General features: G+C 71.8%; 17 protein-coding genes and 4 pseudogenes. 11 read left to right on the plus strand and 10 right to left on the minus strand.

The window, feature by feature from the left end; genetic code table 11:
* Window positions 1–413 precede the first annotated feature (413 nt).
* Both ACIOJE_RS22045 and ACIOJE_RS22050 read left to right on the plus strand, forming a co-directional pair.
* Window positions 414–569, plus strand: a pseudogene (locus ACIOJE_RS22045) (transposase); the annotation flags it as partial.
* 135 nt (window positions 570–704) lie between these two features.
* Window positions 705–1,124 (plus strand): hypothetical protein, encoded by a 420-nt coding sequence (locus ACIOJE_RS22050; protein WP_400778074.1) that lies wholly within the window; start codon window positions 705–707, stop codon window positions 1,122–1,124.
* Window positions 1,125–1,377: 253 nt separating this feature from the next.
* On the opposite strand, the gene ACIOJE_RS22055 is transcribed toward ACIOJE_RS22050, so the two are convergent.
* On the minus strand, window positions 1,378–1,935 hold the full coding sequence (locus tag ACIOJE_RS22055; RefSeq protein ID WP_400778076.1) for a TetR/AcrR family transcriptional regulator: 558 nt from the start codon (window positions 1,933–1,935) through the stop codon (window positions 1,378–1,380).
* A gap of 312 nt (window positions 1,936–2,247) precedes the next feature.
* On the opposite strand from ACIOJE_RS22055, the gene ACIOJE_RS22060 reads away from it, so the two are divergent.
* A complete protein-coding gene (locus ACIOJE_RS22060; RefSeq protein WP_400778078.1) occupies window positions 2,248–3,984 on the plus strand; it encodes an amidase in 1,737 nt (578 codons plus the stop codon).
* A gap of 427 nt (window positions 3,985–4,411) precedes the next feature.
* Window positions 4,412–5,488: a PP2C family protein-serine/threonine phosphatase gene (locus ACIOJE_RS22065; RefSeq protein WP_400778081.1), complete on the plus strand. Its 1,077-nt coding sequence runs from the start codon at window positions 4,412–4,414 to the stop codon at window positions 5,486–5,488.
* Between the two features lie 113 nt (window positions 5,489–5,601).
* On the opposite strand, the gene ACIOJE_RS22070 is transcribed toward ACIOJE_RS22065, so the two are convergent.
* A complete protein-coding gene (locus ACIOJE_RS22070) occupies window positions 5,602–6,735 on the minus strand; it encodes a peptidoglycan recognition protein (RefSeq protein ID WP_400778083.1) in 1,134 nt (377 codons plus the stop codon).
* A 377-nt stretch (window positions 6,736–7,112) separates the two neighbouring features.
* On the opposite strand from ACIOJE_RS22070, the gene ACIOJE_RS22075 reads away from it, so the two are divergent.
* Window positions 7,113–8,384 (plus strand): hypothetical protein, encoded by a 1,272-nt coding sequence (locus tag ACIOJE_RS22075; protein ID WP_400778086.1) that lies wholly within the window; start codon window positions 7,113–7,115, stop codon window positions 8,382–8,384.
* Window positions 8,385–8,859: 475 nt separating this feature from the next.
* Window positions 8,860–9,046, plus strand: a pseudogene (locus tag ACIOJE_RS22080) (IS5/IS1182 family transposase); the annotation flags it as partial.
* Window positions 9,047–9,214: 168 nt separating this feature from the next.
* Here ACIOJE_RS22080 and ACIOJE_RS22085 read toward each other — a convergent pair.
* The 4 genes and pseudogenes from ACIOJE_RS22085 to ACIOJE_RS22100 all read right to left on the minus strand — a co-directional run.
* Window positions 9,215–9,349, minus strand: a pseudogene (locus tag ACIOJE_RS22085) (SDR family oxidoreductase); the annotation flags it as partial.
* Window positions 9,350–9,370: 21 nt separating this feature from the next.
* A pseudogene (locus ACIOJE_RS22090) lies at window positions 9,371–9,730 on the minus strand (DUF6114 domain-containing protein); the annotation flags it as partial.
* Between the two features lie 127 nt (window positions 9,731–9,857).
* Window positions 9,858–10,595, minus strand: coding sequence for a DUF6230 family protein (locus ACIOJE_RS22095; protein WP_400778089.1), 738 nt, complete (start codon window positions 10,593–10,595; stop codon window positions 9,858–9,860).
* 578 nt (window positions 10,596–11,173) lie between these two features.
* Window positions 11,174–11,551: a VOC family protein gene (locus ACIOJE_RS22100; protein ID WP_280679142.1), complete on the minus strand. Its 378-nt coding sequence runs from the start codon at window positions 11,549–11,551 to the stop codon at window positions 11,174–11,176.
* Between the two features lie 527 nt (window positions 11,552–12,078).
* Here ACIOJE_RS22100 and ACIOJE_RS22105 point away from each other — a divergent pair.
* The 3 genes from ACIOJE_RS22105 (at window position 12,079) to ACIOJE_RS22115 (ending at window position 15,913) form a co-directional block, all read left to right on the plus strand.
* Window positions 12,079–12,321 carry a hypothetical protein gene (locus ACIOJE_RS22105; protein WP_400778092.1) on the plus strand — a complete coding sequence of 81 codons (243 nt, stop codon included), beginning with the start codon at window positions 12,079–12,081 and terminating at the stop codon, window positions 12,319–12,321.
* Between the two features lie 432 nt (window positions 12,322–12,753).
* Entirely contained in the window at window positions 12,754–14,676 is a 1,923-nt protein-coding gene (locus ACIOJE_RS22110; protein WP_280679304.1) for a putative Ig domain-containing protein, read from the plus strand.
* A 304-nt stretch (window positions 14,677–14,980) separates the two neighbouring features.
* Window positions 14,981–15,913 carry a hypothetical protein gene (locus ACIOJE_RS22115; RefSeq protein ID WP_400778095.1) on the plus strand — a complete coding sequence of 311 codons (933 nt, stop codon included), beginning with the start codon at window positions 14,981–14,983 and terminating at the stop codon, window positions 15,911–15,913.
* 253 nt (window positions 15,914–16,166) lie between these two features.
* Here ACIOJE_RS22115 and ACIOJE_RS22120 read toward each other — a convergent pair whose 3' ends face one another.
* The 4 genes from ACIOJE_RS22120 to ACIOJE_RS22135 form a co-directional block, all read right to left on the minus strand.
* The gene (locus ACIOJE_RS22120; protein WP_400778098.1) at window positions 16,167–16,805 is read right to left on the minus strand and encodes a hypothetical protein; all 639 of its coding nucleotides are present in this window, start codon (window positions 16,803–16,805) and stop codon (window positions 16,167–16,169) included.
* Window positions 16,806–16,810: 5 nt separating this feature from the next.
* On the minus strand, window positions 16,811–17,380 hold the full coding sequence (locus ACIOJE_RS22125) for a hypothetical protein (RefSeq protein WP_400778101.1): 570 nt from the start codon (window positions 17,378–17,380) through the stop codon (window positions 16,811–16,813).
* A gap of 497 nt (window positions 17,381–17,877) precedes the next feature.
* Entirely contained in the window at window positions 17,878–18,774 is an 897-nt protein-coding gene (locus ACIOJE_RS22130; RefSeq protein ID WP_280679153.1) for a SigB/SigF/SigG family RNA polymerase sigma factor, read from the minus strand.
* A gap of 59 nt (window positions 18,775–18,833) precedes the next feature.
* The gene (locus ACIOJE_RS22135) at window positions 18,834–19,220 is read right to left on the minus strand and encodes a winged helix-turn-helix domain-containing protein (RefSeq protein WP_280679154.1); all 387 of its coding nucleotides are present in this window, start codon (window positions 19,218–19,220) and stop codon (window positions 18,834–18,836) included.
* A 131-nt stretch (window positions 19,221–19,351) separates the two neighbouring features.
* Between ACIOJE_RS22135 and ACIOJE_RS22140 the strand changes: the two genes are divergently transcribed.
* Both ACIOJE_RS22140 and ACIOJE_RS22145 read left to right on the plus strand, forming a co-directional pair.
* Window positions 19,352–19,771 (plus strand): STAS domain-containing protein, encoded by a 420-nt coding sequence (locus ACIOJE_RS22140; protein ID WP_280679156.1) that lies wholly within the window; start codon window positions 19,352–19,354, stop codon window positions 19,769–19,771.
* A 270-nt stretch (window positions 19,772–20,041) separates the two neighbouring features.
* Window positions 20,042–20,902: a PP2C family protein-serine/threonine phosphatase gene (locus tag ACIOJE_RS22145; protein WP_400778160.1), complete on the plus strand. Its 861-nt coding sequence runs from the start codon at window positions 20,042–20,044 to the stop codon at window positions 20,900–20,902.
* Window positions 20,903–21,286: the final 384 nt, after the last annotated feature.

Raw genomic sequence — 21,286 nt, forward strand, 5'->3', positions numbered from 1 at the left:
ATGATGCTCGGCATGACGACTTGAAGAGCACCGGCCGGACGGCAGCATTGGCGGAAGGTCGGGGGCTGGGAGGCGGTGTCCGACGGCGATCGGCGAAAGTGTGCCGGCTGTGGAACGCCGGTCCGCTCGTACCAGTACCGTTTCCACCCGCCCGAGTCCTCCATGTTCGAGCGCTGCATCGGATTCTCCTGGTGTTCCGGCTGCAGGATCTACTCCGGCAACATGGTGCACATCCCTCGGAAGCGAGTGCTGGTCGACGCGCTCGCTTCTCTTCCCCAGGAGCAACGGGAACGGCTTCTTCGTTCGGAAACGCGACTGGTCGAGTTCCTGGACCGTCTGGTCCGAGACGGCAGCGGTTAGGACTTGTCCGGTCGATCATGTGACTATCGCCCGCCTTGGTCGTTGGATCGGACATGGGGCGGGGAGATCTCACGGATGCCGAGTGGGAACGGCTTCGGCCGTTCCTGCCGGTCAGCAACAGGCGTTGTGGCCGGTGGCGGGACCACCGGCAGGTGATCGACGGGATTCTGCACCGGGTGCGGACCGGAGTGCACTGGCGTTCACGGCCTGCCTGATGGCCTCCCAGGGCGGCGCGGCGCGCGGGCTCTACTCGCTCGCCCGCGACGACGTCTTCCCCTTCTCCCGGCAGGTGCGCAAGGTCAACCGGCACAAAGGCCCCGATCGGCGGCCTGGTCGCGGCGACCGTGGTCAGCTGCGCGGCACTGCCGCTCGGACTGAGCACCTCGGCCATGGGCAGCCTGATCACCTTCGGGAGCGCGGCGACCTTCGTCCCGTTCTTCCTGCTCTGCGCGGTCGCCTTGGTCGCCCGGCTGCGCCGCAGCTGGACGCCCTCCGGCGCGGTCCGCTACGGCCGTCTCGGGACGCCGCTCAACGCGCTGGCGTTGCTGTGGACAGGGCTCGAGGTGGTCAACATCTGCTGGCCCCGCAGCATCCTGTCGCCGGCCGGTGCCCCCTGGTACCAGATCTGGGCAGCGTTGCTGGGCGTCGGCACCGTGACCCTGGCCGGCCTCGGCTACCTCCTGGTCCGCCGACCGCACCTGCGGATGAGGACCGCGGACCAGGACCGTCCGATCGGCGACGAGCTCGCGCCTGCCGTCATCTGACGGAGTGCCGCCACCGGCCCGGCCTGCGCACCCTGACGTCGAGCGCCGCCCCGGCGCCACCCCGACGCCCCTTGCCGGGGCTTCGCTTCACGCTGGCACGCTGACTGGCAATTCAGCCAGCCCCGGCCCGACCGTCCGCCTCGCCACCGAGCTCGCCACCGGTCCTACCGCGTGGTCCGCCGTAGGCGTCCACCCGGGTGCGGTTGAGGCGGAACACGTGGCCGGTGCCGGCGAACGGCATCGGGGCGCGTCGTCATGCCTGGCCGGTCGGCCGCAGTTCGCGTTCGAGAGCGGTCAGGGCGAACGTGTGCGCGGAGGCGTGCTGCCAACGCGGCCGCCCGAACATCACGTCTCCGGAGAGCCCGTTGAGCATGGCCACAGCCCTGATGACGAACGCGGACGGGTCCACATCGGCGAACTGTCCCAGGGCTTGCCCCTCGAGCAGGATGGATTCCAGGCGCTCCTCCCAGGCCTCGGACAGCGCGGTGAGGAGTTGGCGGTCGGCGTCGTCGTGGCGCCGGGCCAGCACCTGCGTCCACAGCGCGTAGCGTTCGTCGCCCGGGTGGCCGGGCAGGTAGAAACGGACGAACAGTGCCAGCTTCTCGGCAGGGGACGCGGCCTCCTCCGCGGCCTGCTGGAACCGGGTCCCGAGGTCCGCTTCGCTCCATGCGAGGACCTCGAGCAGCAGGCGGTCCTTCTTTCCGAAGTGGTACAGGATGTGCCCGGTGCTCATGCCCGCCCGCGCGGCGATGTCCGACATCCGCACGGCTGCGACGCCCTTCTCGGCGATGGCGCTGATGGCGGCCCGCATCGCCCGTCCACGCGCCTCGTCGCCGCTGGGCTGACGCTTCCTTCCGGCCGAGGCAGGAGCGGGCAGGGGGGTGGTCCGCGGCTCGGCGCCCGTCGCGGGCCCGATCGAGCCTTCCGCTGGGAGGAGGCGCTTCAGCCGCGCGGGCCCGGTCTCTGGCGTCGACATGGCCTCATCTCGATTCCTGGGAGCTAGATCCATAGTCTAGACTGAAAATCTAGTCAGTGCGACTGCGGGAGTGACGGCCACGCGTGCGCGATCAGCCCGACGCCCAGCGGTTCGTCTGTCCGACCCAACCACTCAGGAGGCACCCGCATGACGCGCGGATTCGACGTTGTGGAGACCGGTATCGCTGCCCTGCGCGCGGCGCTGGAGAAGGGCGAGACCACCGCGGTCGAGCTACTCGACGCCTACCTCGCGCGGATCGACGCGTACGACCGGCCCAGCACCGCCACGGCCCTCAACGCGATGGTCGTGATGAACCCGGACGCCCGCGCCGACGCTGAGGCCTCCGACGCACGCCGCGCGCGCGGCGAGACACTCGGCCCCCTCGACGGCATCCCCTACACCGCCAAGGACAGCTACCTCGCCAAGGGGCTGACCGCCGCCGCCGGCTCGCCCGCCTTCGAACACCTCGTCGCCCAGCGCGACGCCTTCGCCATCGAGCGGCTGCGCGCCACCGGGGCCGTGCTCATCGGCCTGACCAACATGCCCCCGATGGCGAACGGCGGCATGCAGCGCGGCGTCTACGGCCGCGCCGAAAGCCCGTACAGCGCCGACTGGCTCACCAGCGCCTACGGCTCCGGCTCGTCCAACGGCTCGGGCACCGCCACGGCGGCCTCGTTCGGCGCGTTCGGCCTCGGCGAGGAGACCTGGTCCTCGGGCCGGGCACCCGCCTCCAACAACGCGCTGTGCGCCTACACCCCCAGCCGCGGCGTGATCTCGGTGCGCGGCAACTGGCCGCTCGTCCCGACCATGGACGTCGTCGTCCCTCACACCCGCACCATGGCCGACCTCCTCGAACTGCTCGACGTCATCGTGGCCGACGACCCGGACGCCCGCGGCGACCTGTGGCGCTCCCAGCCCTGGATCGCACTCCCCGCACCGTCGCAGGTGCGCCCCACCTCGTACCCGTCGCTGGCCCCCACGAACGCGGCAGCGGCGCGCGCCACGCTCGCCGGCAAGCGCGTCGGCGTCCCCAGGATGTACATCAACGCCGACCCCGGCTCCGGGACCAACCCCGACGGCGGCATCGGCGGCCAGACCGGCCAGCGGATCGAGACCCGCCCCTCGGTGATCGCCCGGTGGGAAGCGGCCCGCCGCGACCTGGAGGCCGCCGGCGCCGAGGTGGTCGAGGTCGACTTCCCCGTCGTGTCGAACTACGAGTCCGACCGCCCCGGCACTCCCTCGCTGACCACCCGCGGCCTGGTCGGCGCCGACTTCCTCAAGGTCGAGATCGAGGACCTGTCCGCCTGGGCGTGGGACGACTTCCTGCGGGCCAACGGCGACCCCGCGCTCGCCACCCTCGCCGAGGTCGACGGCGCCCGTATCTGGCCCAAGCAGGAGGGTGAACTCCCGGACCGGTACGCCGGTTTCGACGACACGATCACCGACTACCCGCGTTTCGTGCGCGAGCGCCCGTACGCCTCGTTCACCGACATGCCGCACCTCGAACAGGGGCTGCGCGGGCTCGAGGAGACCCGCCGGGTCGACCTGGAGCTGTGGATGGACGAACTGCGCCTGGACGCGGTGGTGTTCCCCACGGTCGCCGACGTGGGCCCCGCGGACATGGACGTGTCCGAGGCCTCCGCCGACCTCGGCTGGCGCAACGGCGTCTGGGTCGCGAACGGCAACCTGGTGCCCCGTCACCTCGGCATCCCGACCGTGACCGTGCCCATGGGCACCATGACGGACACCGGCATGCCCGTCGGGCTGACCTTCGCGGGGCGCGCCTACGACGACAACGCCCTGCTGGCCCTCGCCGCGGCCTTCGAGGCCACCGGCAACCGGCGCACGGAGCCGCCCCGCACACCGCGACTGTCAGCGCAGTGATGCGACGATGCCGCGCCACGTCGGGCGCGTGAGCCGTTTCACCGGTTGGACCGCCCGGCAGAGCCTCGGCGGCCAACTACTCCTCGGAGGTGCCACAGCGGCTCGAACTCACCGACACTGGGCGCGAGTTGTGCGTACGATCGCACCACTGCCGAGACCGCTGCCATCGCCGCCCGCCCGTGCGCCGGCATCCCGGCCGAGGACCTCGCCGCCGCCGACCGCGTGCGGGCCCTGATCATCCAGCGCCCCAGCGCTGAACTGTCCGGGGCCGGGCCCGGCGGGTCCCGGCCCCGGGCCGCCTTCCGGGCCGCCTCCGGAAGGCGGCCCGGGCATCGTCCGTGCGCCACCGGGGCGATCGGATCCGCAGTTGCGCGGTCGGCGGTTGTGTTGGATCCGCTTCGGAAGGGATTTCCCCTAGGGTCGCGCTATGTCGACTCCGGTTTCCTCCCCACGTGGCCTGGTGCTGACGGTGTCGGCACTCGTGGTGTGTGCAGGAACGGATCTGCTGAGCAGATCATCGCTTTCTGCGACCACGCCGATCATCGCGTCCGTTGTGGCGTCTTCGGCACTGTGGGCCGTACCGTGGGCGGGGATTGCGCTGCGGATGGCGTCGATCGCCGCGCAGCCGGCGATCGAGCCGCGCCGGGACTTCACCGCCGGCCACGCGTGCTTGATCGCGAGTATCGCGGTCAGCTCCATGGCGATCGCCGCGTTCCTCAGCTACGTCGCGCGGTTGCGGATGACGCGGGACCGGGCGCTGGAGCGTCGGGGGGTGCTTGAGCCGCCTGGCCGGATGGGGGACCTGGCGATCGCGGTGCGGTACGCATCGGCGGCCGGAGCCGGGCGGGACCGGGGGGTTCTGTACGAGGTGATGGAGACCCCGTTCGGGGCCCGGGTGGTGATGGGGGATGTGCACGCTGGAGGACGGCCCACGGTGATGCAGGTGACTGCCCGAGTGCTCGGGGAGATCCGGGAGGCCTCGCAGTACGAGCCGTCCTTGGAAGGGATGGCGGCGAGGGCGGAGGCGTGCGTCTCCCGCTCCGTGGCGGCCGGTGTGTTCATGACGGCGGTGTTCGCCGAGTTCTCCGGGGCGGCGGAGGTGGTGCTGTTGTCGTGCGGACATGCGCTGGTGCCGCTGGTCGCGTCCGACGACGGCGTGCGGACGGCGGCGTACGGGGCGCGTCCGCCGGTGGGTCTGGCCGAACTCGCCGCGGACGCACCGCTCTTGCGCCAGGAGCTGTTCGCCGCGGGGCAGACCCTGGTGCTGTGCTCCGACGGTGTCGCCGAGGCCCGGGGGCCCGGGGGTGCGTGCTACCCGCTGGAGGAGCGCTTGGCGTGGCTCGCCGTGACCGCTGGATGGCGGATGGGTGGTGTGCAGGAGCGTGCCGAATTGCTGCGTTCGGACCTGCTCGCCTTCGCGGGGGACGGTCTGGGCGATGACACGGTGTTTCTCCTGGTGGAGCGGGTACCGTCGGCCCGCTCCGCACCCGTGGTGCTCACGTGACGCGCATCGCCCCCGGATCCGTCCAGCCCCCCACGGCCTCCGGTCCGGGCCGGTCGGGGGTGGGGGGCGGAACTCCTGGCGAGGAGACGGCCTGATGCCGGCGGAACTGCGGCTCACGCCCCCTGAAGACGGACCGCCGTGCTGCGGATGGCGGGGAGCTCGGAGTAGAGGGCGTCACCGGGGCATTCGGTGGCGAAGCCGTCGCGGTGGCCGGAGACGGCGTTGAAATCGACGACCGTGCCCTTCGGGTAGAGGCTGCCGTCGGAGCCGGAGGTGAGCTGGGCCTTGCCGCCGGCCGACCGGCCGGTGAGGCCGAGCTTCCACGCGGAGATCTTCGCAAGGCCGTCCTGCAGCTCCTGAGGCGGGGCGTCCGAGCTGTAAGTGCCAATGGCTGCGATGCCGGAGGAGTTGGTGTTGAAGCCGAGTGTGTGGGCGCCAAGGACGGGCTGGTCAACGCCGCCGGCGCGACCCTCGTAGATGGTGCCGCAGCGGTCGACCAGGAAGTTGTAGCCGATGTCCCGCCAGCCGTTGCTCTGAACGTGGTACTGGTAGACCGACCTGATCACCCGGGGGGCGTCGCTGCAGGCGTAGTCGGTGGCGGTCGCCGTGTGGTGGACGAAGGCCACCCGGACCGCGCCGGTGTAGACGAAGCCCGGTTCACGGATCGACTCGTCCGCACCCCAGCCTGCCCGGGTGACGACGCCGGGGCGCGGAGCCGCCGCGGCGTCGGGTCCGGCCGGGCGTTCGGGCAGTGTCTGGGCCTCGGTGGAGACGGCTCCCTGGCCGGGGTCGACCAGTTCGACCCGCAGTCCGCGCGGCAGGCCGGCCGGACCGGGGTGCACCTCGACCGCGACGCCGTCGCTGCGGCCGGTCCACAGCGGAGCGGTGGCACCGTGCGGCGCGGCGTCGGGGCTGTCCGCGGCATCGGTTTCCAGCTGGTGCCAGTCGCCCCAGCGGCCGGTGGCCGCGTCCCGGGTGCGGACCCGGACGGTACCGCCGGCCATCGCCGCCGGCGGTCCGTCCCAGCCGACGCCGAGCAGTTCGAACGGTCGGGTGGCCCGGGGCGCGACGGCACCGCCGGCGGTGAGGGCGACCGAGGTGACCGAGCCACCTCCGGCGGAGGTACGCGGTGCCGGGGCAGGGGCAGGGGCAGGGGCACCCGAGCCGTCCACAGCGGTGGCCGTGGGCTGGAGGAGCAGGGCGGTGGTGCAGCCGGCAAGGACGGCTGCCGGAATTGAGATCCTCATGAAACGGATGCTCGCCACGATTCGTCACCCCTGCATGTCGCCGACGGTCGGCGGATCGTCACGGAAGGCCGTCGGGACGCGGGGACGGGGGTTCAGGAAACCCTTGGCCGGGTTCGACCGGTCAGGCGATCGGCACCGGCATCCGCGTGACTTTCGGGGGATCCGTCGTGCGGAGAAGTTCATCCGGCGCCGACGGCACGGTCCCGGTTCCGTCGCGGGCGCGACGGCGCAGGGGCAGCGCGGAGCGTGCGGGCGGCGTTCCCCCGGGCACCGTAATTCACTGGGCCGAAGTGGTTAATCCGCGGCGACGCGCGCCACGGCCGGGTGGTAGAGGGGCGTATTCAGAAGATCCGTTTTGCGGATCATCCAGGAGCGTCATGCGAACTCGAATCACCACTCTGGTCCTGTCTGGACTGACATCGGCGGCCCTCGTGTGGGGCGCCGGCGGCACGGCCTTCGCCTCGTCCGTCACCGACTACAGCGCGGCCTCCGACTCGACGGAGGCCCAGGGCGAATGGGTCGACAGCCTTCTGCACCTGGCCGAAGGGAGCAGCACCCCGGCGGAGAACGCCTGGACCTTCACCAGCCTCAGCGATCTCCGGTCGGCACAGACCATCCGCCCCGCCCACCGGGCCGACGGTGACACGGAGCCCGAGGCGGCCCCGGACGACGGCCAGGAACCGGGCTCCGCGCAGCCGGGTGACGCGGTGCAGCCCGGCGAGCAGGGTGCCGAGCGGCAGCGGCCGGCGGAGCAGGCGCCGTCGACGCTTCCCGGGCCCCTGGGGAACCGTGGCAGCGAGAACTTCGGCGGGGCCGGGCACGAGAACCACGGCCACATCGGCGGCTACGGCCCCGGCGAGTGCATCTGCCTGCCCGGCCTGCCCGGCCTCCCCGGCGGACACGGGGAGCACGGCGAGCACGGGCAGCACGGGCAGCACGGCGAACACGGGCAGCACGGCGAACACTGCGAGCACGGCGAGCACGGCGAACACGGCGAACACGGCGAACACGGCGAGCACGGGCAGCACGGCGAGCACGGGCAGCACGGCGAACACGGCGAGCACGGCGAGCACGGGCAGCACGGCGAACACGGCGAGCACGGCGAGCACGGGCAGCACGGCGAGCACGGCGAGCACGGGCAGCACGGGGGCCAGGAGAAGGGCCAAGGCCAGCACGGCGCGCAGAACCAGGGCCAGGACCAGCACGTCGACGTGGCTGTCATCGTGCAGAACACCGTGGCCAACAACCTCAACAACAGCGCCAACAACAGCGCCACCAGCAACTCGACCAACTCCGCGCAAAACCTGAACAAGATCAAGCTCGTCGCGGAGGAGGCGGCAGCACGGCCGCCACACAAGCCGACCCACCACGGCGGGCACGAGGTGACGCCCGGCCACCACGGTGCGGACGAGGAGCACCACGGCGGGCACGAGGTGACGCCCGGCCACCACGGTGCGGACGAGGAGCACCACGGCGGGCATGAGGTGACGCCCGGCCACCACGGTGCGGACGAGGAGCACCACGGCGGACACCACCACGGCGAGCTGGCCCAGACAGGCGCTCCGAAGACACCCGTCCTGGTCGGCCTCTCGGCCGCGTTCCTCGCCGCGGGCGCCGCGGCCATGCGGCTCAGCCGACGCCGCGCCTGACCGGTCCCGACGGCAGGTGAGCGGGTAGCGCTCGAAAGCACTCTCGACAGTGGCCTCCACCAGGCAGTCGTCCTGGTGGAGGCCACTGTCGTGACAAGTCCAGGCCGGGCGGGGCGCTCAACCACAGTGGTTCGCCCAGCAGTTCGCACCGGGCGGCACGGCGTCCTCACCGACGGCAGCCCGCTCGGCATCACCGCCGCCGACGTCTTCACCGTCCGAGACGGCCAGATCGTGCGCATGCGTGCCTACACCGACCCCGCCGAGGTTCAGTCGGGGTCGCCCTACCCCCTTTCACCTGCAGCGGTTCGCGTGGTGTCGACAGCCGAGACCTCAAGGACTCGGCCTCGCCGTTCCTCAACTATCCTGAAGTGAAAGTTAGTTGGATCTAGCCGACGGGAGCGACGCCGCAGTGTGCTGACGGTTCGCCAGTGTTCGCTTCGCACACAAGCGCCCGTTCTAGCCCATCGGCGCTCATGGGCGCTCATCGGGCCTGGTCCACTTGATCACCGACGCCGCGGGTGTTCCTCTCGCCGCCACCTCGACCGGCGGCAACCGCGATGACGTCACCCAGCCGATCCCACTGCTGGAGGCGACCGCCCGTGCGGGGCAGGCGCGGGCGACCTCGGCGTCGCCCGGACGTCGTCCTCGGCGACCGCGGCTACGGCGGCTACGGCGGCTACGGCGGCTACGGCGGCTACGGCCACGACAAGTACCGCTGATCGCCGTCGGTGTCAGGCACATGCGCCATGGTGGGGCGGTGTCCGAAGTCTGGCCGGGCCGGGGGTGAGGGCGTTGACGCGGATGCCGCGGCCGGTGAGTTCGGCGGCTCAGGTGCGGGCGAGGCTGCGGATCGCGGCCTTGGTGGCGGCGTAGACGCCCAGGCCCGGGACGCCGCGCAGGGCCGCGCTGGAGGAGAGCAGGATCACCCAGGCGCCGGCCGACAGCAGCGGGAGCGCCTTGGGGATGGGTGGCAGTCAGTCTCCTGGCGGAGCCCAGGCGCAGGCCAGCGAGCCGCCGATGAGGCCGGGCAGCAGGCCCAGGAAGAAGCCGCCGAAGTTGGCGAGCGGCACGGAGACCAGTGAGAGCAGGATCGCCGCGACCCCGGCGAAGATCCGCACCTGCGGCTGGAGCCAGAGCGTGACACCCACCGTGATCAGCAGGCTCCCGATGAGGAGTGAGCCCGCGCCCGCGGCGGTGGAGAGCGCCAGGCCGACACCGCCCAAGCTGAGGTGGGTGTAGGGGAAGGGGAAATAGAGGATCGGCAGGCCGGCGCCGAGCGTCAGCAAGCCGGCCCAGAACGGGCGGGTGCCGCGCCAGACCCGGAACTCCCACCGGGCCGCGGCGATCGCCTCGCGCGGCCCGGACCGCGGGGCCGTGGTTCCGTTCCACACGTGGCAACTCCCTGCGTTGTCTTTCCTTGGGACTGAGGCGGGCCATCGGGCCATCGGGCCATCGGGATATCGGGTCAGCGGGTCAGAAGCACTCGGCCCGGCCTCGCACCAGCGACACGTCCAGTCCCGGAACGTCGAAGCTGCCGGCCGCCACCGCGACCGCGGTAATCCGCACGTCCGTCAGGTTGATTGAACTTGCCTGCTGTGCTGGGCTGTTGGGGTTGAAGAAGCGCGAGTCCCGGTCGCCCCGGCTGACTTCGCCAGTAGTGAGCGATCCGGCGGCGACCCCGATGTCGAGGCGTTGGCTGCTCGCCTCGCCGGCCGCCAGGTGCTTCGCGTCGATGAAGAATCCCTTCACGGTGGCCGGTCGCCGGCCACCGGTGAGCCGCAGCGTGAAGGGGCCGAGCACCGGAATCGGGAAGACGGCGGACTGGCAGAGCCCGTGGATCGTGGCGGACTCGAACCCCGTCACCGCGACCGGCACCTGGACGTGCTCGCGGGTGACGTCCACCGTGCCGTACAGGCTGAAGCCGTCACCATGGACCTCGTCGGCGGAGAGCTTGAACTCCTCCCCGGAGATGAGGAACGACGCGGCGAGCGCGTTCTCGGCCACGCCGGCGGCGAGGACCGCGGTGGCCGCGAGACACGGCAGCAGGATGACGGCGAAGCGCTTCCAGCGGGTCCTGCCGAAGCGTTGCGACATGCCGTCTCTCCCTGGCGTGGACCGTGGCTCCCGGGCGCCCGTGCGACCGGCCGGGAGTGGACGCAAGGGACACCGCACCGGCTGCTCGGGATCGAAAGACTGAACATGGCCGATCATGCGGTGTAGGACATGGCTCCGCAAACCATTCGCGACCACATTGCCGCCCATGTTGCCGCACATCACTCCGGCGGCCCATCGGCCACGGCATGGGGGCTCGGTGAACAGCGCGTCGGTGCGGTCAATGGGATCATCCGAAGGGCAGCGCAGTGACCGACTGTCCCGGGACCCCGGCGGCCGGGGATGCTGCTGCCGGCCGACCACGGCTTTCCCGGCGTGGCGCTGCGAAAGAAGGCCCAGGCCACCGGCGCCGACCTGCCGTGGCGGGTCCAGGCCGGCTGGAAACCACCACCCGAACAGGTCCTGGCGTGCGGCTCCCGAGAAAGCCGCACACGCCCGCCCCGGCATCATCCACGCCACTGCCTCGCTCAACGGCCGACAGGGCCCCTGGGCCGGGCGCGTGGGCTTCGACCAGAGCGCCGGAAGCCTGACCGGCGCACCACCAGCGGCGACACCCTCACACAGACTCCGCGCAGCTGGGTCGACGAGGACTTCCGGATCGACGCCACAAGGCCGTCACGCTTTCGGGACCGCCCGACCTCATCGGTGCGCCGCTCCGCGCCCCGGACGGTGCCGGGTCAGCTGTAGGGGCGGGTGATGAGCTCCATGACGTGGCCGACCGGATCCAGGAAGTACACGCCGCGGCCGCCGTCGTTGTGGTTGATCTCGCCGGGGCGCTCGCGGTGGGGGTCGGCCCAGAAGCTGAGCCCGCGCTGTTGGATTCGCCCGAACGCGGCGTCGAACTCCTCCTCGGAGATCAGGAAGGCGTAGTGCTGCGCGCTGATCGAATCGGGGTCGCTGGTCGCGAAGTCCAGCGTGACCCCGTTGCCGGTGGAGACGGGGACGAATGGTCCCCAGTCGGGGCCGGCCTCAAGGCCAAGGATGGCGGCCAGGAATTCGGCGGACTCCCGCTTGTCCCGGGCGTGGACGATGGTGTGGTTCAGTTCGACTGCCATGGCGGAGCGCCTCCCGTAGGGCCTCTCTCACGGACACCTCCATGTCTCACCCCGTCGGTGACCGACACGCGATGCCGCCTGTTCGTCGTCAACGGATCTCCGCACGGTTTTCATCCGCCCGACGGGGATCCGTTCAGGGTGCGGCCGGGCCGCGCAGCCCCGCCGGCCCGGCCGTGAGGAGGCCCGCCCTTGCCGAGGGTCTCGTCCGCTCTGGTGGGAGGAACCGTGTGAGGGTGCACAAGTGCCGACCTCGTCGCTCGGGTCGGCGCTCCGGCAGAGCCGACAAGCTCCCCGGCATGATGACCGGCCGCACTGCCGCGAGGTCCGCCGACCCAGGTGCTGCGTCGGACGCGGTTGCCGGTACGACCCGACACCGTGCCGCGTCGGCACCGCGACCTGGTCGCCCGCCGTCACGCCGCCCGGTCTCGGCCGAAGCACGGAGAGCGACCGCGCGCCGTACGCTCCGTCCGCGCCCTCGTCCTGCGCCCGGCCACCACCGAGTCGGCTTGCCCTCGCCATGGGAATCATTGCCGATTCCCGACGGCGAGCGCCGCCACGAGCCCCTCTTCATCGGCGCGGACCTGGACCGGGACCGCCTCCGGGCGCCGCTGGACGCGGCCCTGCTCGACGACGGCGAACTCGCGCTCGGCCCCGAGGCCTGGCGGCGCCTCCCCCGCCCCCCTGCCCCCTGCCAGGCAGCCCCGGCCGAAGGCCGAACGCCCCGGGTCTCCACCGGCCGGCGGGTGCGCGCGGTCGACAGGCGGCGGTGAACTCGCCTCATCCACTGGACAATTGATGGGCAACGCCAGGTAAAGGCTGCGAACGACGCCTTGAGGGCGCCGACGACCCGTCAGTAACGTCGAAGGCCACACCCCGACGGCAGTCGCCGTCCGCGGTGCGGCCTTTGACGCGCGGTCTCATGTCATGGCCCTGCCACTCCAGGTGTGATGGGGGGATGCTCCCGCTTCCCCGCCTTCCGTACAGCGCAAGCACCAAGCCGGCCCACGGCCACCAGCCGGGGCCGGCCAGCACATGCCGCGATCCGTCAGCACGGGCCCGAGCCCGTCCCGGCGAGCACCCCAGTTGCCGGCACCGGCCGCGCCCTCACCCCCACGGAGGGTCGACTCTTGCGCTTCCACTCCCCCAGCAGCCCGCGCCCGCCCCGGGCGCGCAGGCTGCTCGCCACCCTGCCCGCCCTGGCCATGGCCGCCACCGGGCTGCTCGCGACCACCGCCCCGACGGCCACCGCGGCCACCGCCGCCGCGCCGCACTCCACCGTCAGCACCAAGCGCCTGTGCGCGGCCCCGAGCCACCCCGGCCAGATGGCCTGCCTGGCTCTCGCCCGCACCGACCTCCCCCAACAACCCACCCTGGCACCGGACATCACCCCCTCCGGCTACGGGCCGAGCGACCTGGCCTCCGCCTACAACCTCCCCGCCTCGGCCGGCGCCGGCGCCACCGTCGCCATCGTCGACGCCCAGGACGACCCCAACGCCGAGTCCGACCTGGCCGCCTACCGCTCCCAGTACGGGCTGCCCGCCTGCACCACGGCCAACGGCTGCTTCAAGAAGGTCGACCAGCGCGGCGGCACCAGCTACCCGACCGCCGACAGCGGCTGGGCCGGCGAGATCTCGCTGGACGTCGACATGGTCAGCGCGGTCTGCCCCAACTGCCACATCCTGCTCGTCGAGTCCGACGACGCCAACATGTCCAACCTGGGCGCCGCCGTCAACACCGCCGTCTCGCTCGGCGCCAAGTACGTGTCCAACAGCTACGGCGGCGGTGAGGACTCCACCGACCCGAGCTCCGACGCCAGCTACTTCAACCACCCCGGCGTCGCCATCACCGTCTCCTCCGGCGACTCCGGCTACGGCGTCGAGTACCCGGCCGCCTCCCAGTACGTCACCGCGGTCGGCGGCACCAGCCTCAACCACGCCTCCAACACCCGTGGTTGGAACGAGTCGGTGTGGGGCAGCAGCGCGGGCGGCAACGGCGCCGGCTCCGGCTGCTCCGCCTACGACCCCAAGCCGAGCTGGCAGCAGGACACCGGCTGCGCCAAGCGCACCGTCGCCGACGTCTCCGCCGTCGCCGACCCGGCCACCGGCGTCGCCGTCTACCAGACCTACGGCGGCTCCGGCTGGAACGTCTACGGCGGCACCAGCGCCTCCTCCCCCATCATCGCCGCCGTGTACGCGCTCGCCGGCACCCCCGCCGCCGGCACCACCCCGGCCTCCTACCCGTACGCGCACACCGGCTCGCTGTACGACGTGACCAGCGGCGCCAACGGCAGCTGCTCACCCTCCTACCTGTGCACCGCCGCCACCGGCTACGACGGCCCGACCGGCCTCGGCACCCCCAACGGCACCGCCGCCTTCACCTCCGGCAGCACCGGCGGCAACACCGTCACCGTCACCAACCCGGGCAGCCAGTCCACGGCGCAGGGCTCCTCGGTCAGCCTGCAGATCCACGCCACCGACTCGGCCCCCGGCCAGACCCTCACCTACGGCGCCAGCGGCCTGCCCACCGGACTGTCCATCAACACCACCACCGGCCTGATCACCGGCACCGCGACCACCGCCGGCAACTCCACCACCACCGTGACCGCCACCGACGGCACCGGCGCCGGCGGCACCACCACCTTCGGCTGGACCGTCACCGGCACCGGCGGCGGCTGCACCGCCGCCCAGCTGCTCGGCAACCCCGGCTTCGAGACCGGCAGCGCCACCCCCTGGACGGCGAGCTCCGGCGTCATCGACAACTCCACCGGCGAGCCCGCCCACGGCGGCAGCTGGAAGGCCTGGCTCGACGGCTACGGCTCCAGCCACACCGACACCCTCGCCCAGACGGTGACCGTCCCCACCGGCTGCAAGGCCACCCTCAGCTTCTACCTGCACATCGACACCGCCGAATCCGGGTCGACCGCCTACGACACGCTCACCGTCCAGGCCGGCACCACCACCCTGGCCACCTTCAGCAACGTCAACGCCGCCGCCGGCTACACCCTGCACAGCTACGACCTCAGCGCCTTCGCCGGCCAGAGCGTGACCGTCAAGTTCACCGGCACCGAGGACTCCTCCCTCCAGACCAGCTTCGTCATCGACGACACCGCCCTCACCACCTCCTGACACCCTGCCGGGGGGGGGGGGGGGGCCCCCCCCCCCCCCCCCCCCCCCCCGCGCGGAGCTCACCGCGACCACCGAGCAGCACACCGGGGCCGGCGGTCGGCATGATGTCGCACGGAGTGCGACAGCGGCCCGCGCATCTGTGCCGGGTCGGTCCGGGACGCCGCGTCAACTCGGCGGCCAATGCTGCTTTTTGGCATAGACACCGCAAAATCTTCACCTCCGCGCTGTCCGACGCATGGACGTCCACCGCTCCCGGATGCTGGGGTGATTCCCGCCCCCCACACCCTCGTTCGGGAGGAACCAGATGCGCGTGTCCCCCATCAGGGCGATCGCCCACGCCACCGCCACCCTGGCCCTGGCGGCCCTCGCCACCACCTCGCTCACCACCGGCGCCGAGGCGCACGGAACCACCCACCGCGGCGTCAAGCCGCTGACGCACGCGGGTCAGCTGCAGCCCGCCGCCCGGAGCACCAACACCCTCTCGGTCGGCTCCAGCGCCAGCCAGGGCGTCGTCTCGCCCACCCCGAAGGTCTACCTGGTCTTCTGGGGCTCCCAGTGGTCCTCCGACCCCGCCGGGGTGGCCCCCGACATGCAGAACATGTTCAAGGGCCTCTACGGCAGCAAGGACACCTGGGGCACCATCCTCAACCAGTACTGCGAGGGCGTCCCGAAGGGCACCACCGCCTGCGGCACCAACGGCATCCACGTCAGCCACCCGGCCACCTCCCCGCTGGCCGGCGCATGGTTCGACAACGCCGCCGCCGCTCCGGGCAGCGCCACCGCCGCCCAGCTCGCGGCCGAGGCCGCCAAGGCCGCCGCGCACTTCGGCAACACCACCCAGGCGCCCAACCTCAACGCCCAGTACGTGATCGTCTCCCCCGCCGGCACCCACCCGGACGGGTTCCCCAACAGCGGATTCTGCGCCTGGCACGACAAGACCAGCTCCTCGTACGGCACCCTCGCCTACACCAACCTGCCGTACATCCCGGACAGCGGCGCGGGTGCCTGCACCACCCTCACCGACGGGCGACTGCTCTCCGGCATCGAGTCCACCGAGACCCACGAGTACGCAGAGACCGTCACCGACTTCTGGCCCAGCATCGGCTGGAACGGCGGCGGCGGCGAGATCGGCGACGCCTGCGTCCAGCTCGACGCCTACCTCACCCTGAGCACCGGCACCTTCGACGTCCAGGGCCTCTGGTCGAACAGCACCAACAAGTGCGTCACGCACGGTTGATGACGTAAGCGCGGGCCCGGCCGGTGAGCCGGCCGGGCCCGCGTCCCCGGTTCAGCGCTCCGCCCTGAGCCTTCCGGGTCCATGGCGAGGTTGCGACCGAGTTGGACCACCCAGTCCGCCGCGGGGTGTGCGGTGACGCCGAGGATCAGGAAGTTGGCTGCGCAGAAAGCGAGTTGGGACATCTTCCTGCTTCCCTGCCGCATGAACCGATCCCGGTGTGCGGCTATGTCGAGGTCCGGCGCCCGCCGGCCGCTCAGCTCTGCAGCAGGCGGTTGAAGAAGGTGCGGTACTGCTGCAGCGCGACCCGCAGTTCCTCCGTCTCGACCGTGTCGCCCCGGTTCCACTGGCTCTCGAGGTTGCGCCTGCGGTCCGCGAAGGACTCGGCCAGCCGCTGCATGAGGTCGGCAACGAGGGCGTCCGCAGTGTGGACGGCCGCCCGGGGGTCGTCGACGAAGTCCGTCTGCACCTGCTGCCAGCGCACCCGCAGCTCCTGGGCCTCCGCCGCGGGCAGCAGTGGTTCACGATCATCCCGGCCGTCGTCCTCCCGGTCCGGGTTCCCGTCCTCGTCAGCCCGGCCGTCGTGGCCGCTCTTGTCGCTCGTCCCGGTGCCAGTGCCCGCGTTCGTCGAGCCGGCGCCCTCGTCCGTCCGCCCAGTGCCCTGCTGCGGCTGCGGGCCGCCCGAGGCGGGAACGTCCTCCGGGCCCTCGCCGGACGGACGGCCGGTGGCCTCGCCCGGGAAGACGGCCCGCTGCTCCCCGCGCTCCTGTTCGTCCGTGCCGAACGTCGCGCCGGCCTGCTCCGCCGACCCGGTCTTCTCCTGTCCCTTCTCCTTGGCGGCGGCGATGTCCTCTGTGGTCATCCGTCCTTTGTCGTCGTAGTGCATCTGCGACATCCCTGTCATCCTCCTTCGGTCGCCGCGCCCCGCCCCCGCGGCTCGTTGCCGTCGAGGAGCTCCGAGAACAGCGCGCGGTAGTGCACCATCGCGCCCCGGAGTTCCTCGGTGGTGGCGTTGTCCCGTCGAGCCTCGGCGTTGATCGCGTGGGCGACGCGATAGTGCTCCAGGGTCTGCCCGTGTTCGACGGAAAGATCGCGGAGCCGTTGTTCGTAGTCCTCGGTGGGGTAGCCGCGGTCGTGCATCAGCAGGGTGACCAGCCGATCGGCGTGCTGCACCGCCTCGCCGGGCCGGTCGACGAACTCCTGCTGGACACGCGTCCAGTCCTCGGCGTACTGCTGTCTGGTGTCCGGCGGCAGCGGCTTGATCCTCAGCTGTTCGTGGCGCTGCTCACGCTCCCGCAGCTCCCGCTCGGCGGACAGCCGGTTGCCGGAACGGCGGACGGCCCTGTCGTACTCCGGGCCGAACTGTTGCCGCAGCCGGCGACGGCGGCTCAGGTACCACAGCACCGCGGCGGCCAGGATCAGCACGACTGCGACGGGGACAATGACCGCGATGAGGGTCCCAGTTGACATCAGGTCCTCCCTCGTTCTTCGATGCCGAGCCGCTGCCCGGAATCGGCGGGTCGAAACGTGCTCCCGCCGCCGAACGTCCGTCGGAGACAGGGGAGGTCCGGTGCCCGAAGCCGAACGGCAACGCGAGGGCCACCTCGGGCCTGCCACTGCTGGTAGCCGCAGCGGTCGGGCAGTTTGGTGCGGTAACCGGCGGCGTCGCGGGCCACCGCCTCCACCTCGGCAAGCACCGCCTCGGGCAGCACGACGTTCTTCGCACCCGTCCCGCTCGGCGCACCGCCCCGCCGACCCGGATCGCCCCGCCGCGACCCGCTCGACCCACGTGGGCGGTCAGCCGCAAGCACGCGGTGGGGCACCTCTGCCCGCTCCGGTTCGGTGCTCGCGGACCAGGTGGGCCGCGAGGCTGCCGCGTTCAGCCCGAATCGGCCAGTTGGCGCAGTCGGTGGGCCAGGGTCCGCCGGTAGTGCGACCAGGACGGTCGGTACTGCGGGTGAGGTGAGTCAGCGGGCGGGACGGATCGATCCCGTTCGTGGCTGTCCGTCCCGGTCGCCCTCGCCGGTGAGGCCGGCCCTCAGCTCATCGAGGCAGTGGGCCAGCAGGCGGGACACGTGCATCTGCGAGACCCCGAGTCGGTGCCCGATCTGAGCCTGGGTGAGGCCCTCGCAGAACCGCAGGGAAAGCAGCCGCCGCTCGCGCTCCGGCAGTGCGGCGATCAGCGGCTTGAGTGACTGCATGTCCTCCACCATGGCGAGCGCCGGGTCGTAGCAACCCAGCCGGCCCTCCAGAGCGGTGTCCGCGCCGCCGTCCTCGATCGGCGCGTCCAGCGACATCGTGGTCCGTGCCCGGGAAGCGACCTTGGCCTCGAGCACCTCGCACTGTGTCAGTACGACGTGGTCGGCCAGTTCCGCCAGGCTGGGTACCCGGCCCAGTTGCTGCTCCAGTTCGTCGGATCCCTTGACGACCGCGATCCGTGCCTCCTGAAGTCGGCGTGGCACGTGGACGCTCCAGGTGGTGTCGCGGAAGAACCGCCGGATCTCACCGACGATGGTCGGCAGGGCGAAGCTGGAAAACTCCACACCCCGCTCGGGGTCGAAGCGGTCGATGGCCTTGATCAGGCCCACCACCCCGGCCTGCACGATGTCGTCCATCGACTCGTGGCTGCCCCGGAACCGACGAGCCGCGAACTTGACCAGTGACACGTTCAGTTCGATGAGCGTGCCACGCACGTAGGAGTAACGCGCGCTGCCCTGCTCCGACTCCCGCAGACGCAGCAGCAGCACCCTGGACAACTCACGTGCCTCGCAGGCGCCGACGGCCAGCGGATCGTCGATCACCGGCAGGTCGTCCAGGTCGGTGGCCGGGGCCGGATCCGCAGTCGTGTCAGCCCTCGCAGTCATCTCACACTCCCTGCTCTCCAGGCTCCTGTCGACGGCGGCCGCGCCCGGCCCGCAGCGGCTCACCGCTGCAGTGCGAACCGGCCGCCCTCGTCCTCGCCGGCCGCTCCGGCCGACGAATCAAGTTGCTCCGGGTCGGCCTCCTCGCTGAGCAGCGCGAGGAGGGCGCCGATGGTGTGTCGTGCCTCGACGGGGTGGCGCAGCCTGGCCTCGGGGGCGATCCGGTAGCGGTTGCGCCGCCCTTCGCGGGAGCGGGTCAGATAGCCCTCGGCCTCAAGGTCCGCGACGATGCCCTGGACCGCACGCTCGGTCAGCCCGCAGGCCGCTGCGACGTCGCGCAGCCGGACGCCCGGGTCCCGAGCGAGGAGGGACAGCACGCGCGCGTGGTTGGTGAGGAACGTCCACCTCGTGCGGCCCTCGTTCGTGCTGGTGTCAGACGTCGTTTCCATGCCCCCATCATACGAATGGCAGTTCGCGCTTCGCAACTAGCGCAATACATTTCACGTATCTATTGACATGTCTCGCGCCCGGGGCGGAGGATCTGGTTGACAGCACCCGTGCCAGCGGGAGGAGCAAGGTCATGTTGTATCGCCGCGCCCCACGGATACGCAGGCCTGCCGACGCTGCGCCGTCGGGTACGGCGTACGCCGCAGCCACGGGCCAAGGCGAGAACCTCGCCATCAGCTCACGGCGCGATCCGGCCGGGACTGTCATCGTGATGGTGGCCGGCGAACTTGACCACGACAATGCGCACCACCTCCGTCGCGCGCTCACCGCCGCGCTCGCCGGCCTTCCCACCCTCGTCGAGGTGGACCTCGGCGCAGTGACCTTCTGCGACTGCGGCGGCCTGAACGCGCTGCTTCAGGGACGTCGACAAGCACTCGCCTTCAACCGTGCGATGCGGGTGCGAGCAGCGAGCCCGCAGGTCTCACGGCTGTTGCTGCTGACCGACACCGCCGGCCTGCTCGACGGGGCGGCCGACGGCGAAATCCCGCGGTAGCGGCACGGCCCCCCAGACGTCGGGCAGCTGCCGAGGCGGCGGTGTCCCCTGGGGGACGTCCCCTCGGCACAGTTTCGGTCCGGGAGGTGGTGCGCGCTCGCGTTCCTGGTCCGCGATCAGCGCGAACCCGGTGTCGTCGATCCAGTCCGCGCCGGCCAGGTGGTCGCGCAGCTCGCCAGGTCGAAGGTGTCGAGGGCGTGGCCGCAACCCCCCACACCTCCGTATGTGGATGAAAGGGTTCCGCCCCGGGCCGGTCCGTGACCGTGCCGACTGCAGTGGTCCGCGCAGGTGTTCACGATCTTCGACCGGGACCCGGCGCTCGGCCCGATGACCCTCCGCGAACTCTCCCGGCACGTCCTTCCCGATGACATCTCCGCAACGGGCGCGGCGATGCGCCGGCTGCTGGGTGAAGGCCGGCCGATCGACGTGCCGCTGCGAATCCGCACCCGGCACGGCACCAAGCACCTGCGGATCGTCGCCGAGGCCGTCACCGACGCCGACGGCGCGCCCGTCGAGGTCCACGGCTTCTTCCAGGACCTGACCGAGCAGGCCCTCGCCCAACAGGCCCTGGGCGGGGCCCAACGGGCGGTCAGCGCCCAGCAGCGGACCCTGCACACCGAACACCTCCTGGCCGCACGCCTTCAGGAGGCGCTGCTCCCCGTCCCGACCCAGCCGCTCGACATCGCCGGGCTTCGCTGCGAGGTCTCCTACCTCTCCGCCGAGGCCGGCACCCCGGTGGGCGGCGACTGGTTCACCGTTCTCGAGATGCCGGACGGATCCGCGCTGCTCACCTGGGCGCAGGCCGGCCACCCGCCCCTGCTCCGGCTGCGCGACGGCGCGGCCGACGCCCTGTCCCGCCCCGCCGGTCGCATTCTGGGGGCCGACCCGGGCAGCGAGTACGAGCTCGCGCAGAGCGAACTGCGGCCTGGTGACCGGCTCTTCCTCTTCACCGACGGTCTGGTCGAACGCCACGGCGAAGACCTGCGCATCGGCCTCGACCGCCTCGCCAAGACCATCGAAGACCTCGCGGCGGCGAACCCCTGTGCGGCCATCGCCCGTGAACTCACGGACGCGGTCGGGCCCGCAGATCCACGCGACGACACCTGCCTGCTATGCGTCCTCGTCCGCTGAGCGGCTCCTTCGCCCGGGGGCGGCAGACTCCTGGACAGCGCGCGCCCCGGCGGTGGCGGCACTTCGCGGGTCGGGTATCCGCGCAGGTCATCGGACCACCCGGACGGGGCCTGCACCCGGCTCCGGAGCCGTTCGGCCAGCGGAGGCGCTGTCGGCGCAGAGCTGCCGGGCGACCCCGCCGGTCCCCCGATCGCGGGCTGCGGACACGCAGTTGTCGTCGGCGTCGTCCCCGCTTTGCTACGTCTATTCTCGAAGACACTCGCCGGGTCTCGCGGTCGGCGCTCACCGATCGGTGCCTGTTCGACCGGCCACCGGCTGTGTGGAACCGTGTGCCACGGGCAGCCGCCGGAGACGGAATTCGGGCCACCGCCTGGCCGGCCTCAG

It is taken from the genome of Kitasatospora sp. NPDC087861 (assembly GCF_044742585.1).
GTDB lineage: Bacteria > Actinomycetota > Actinomycetes > Streptomycetales > Streptomycetaceae > Kitasatospora.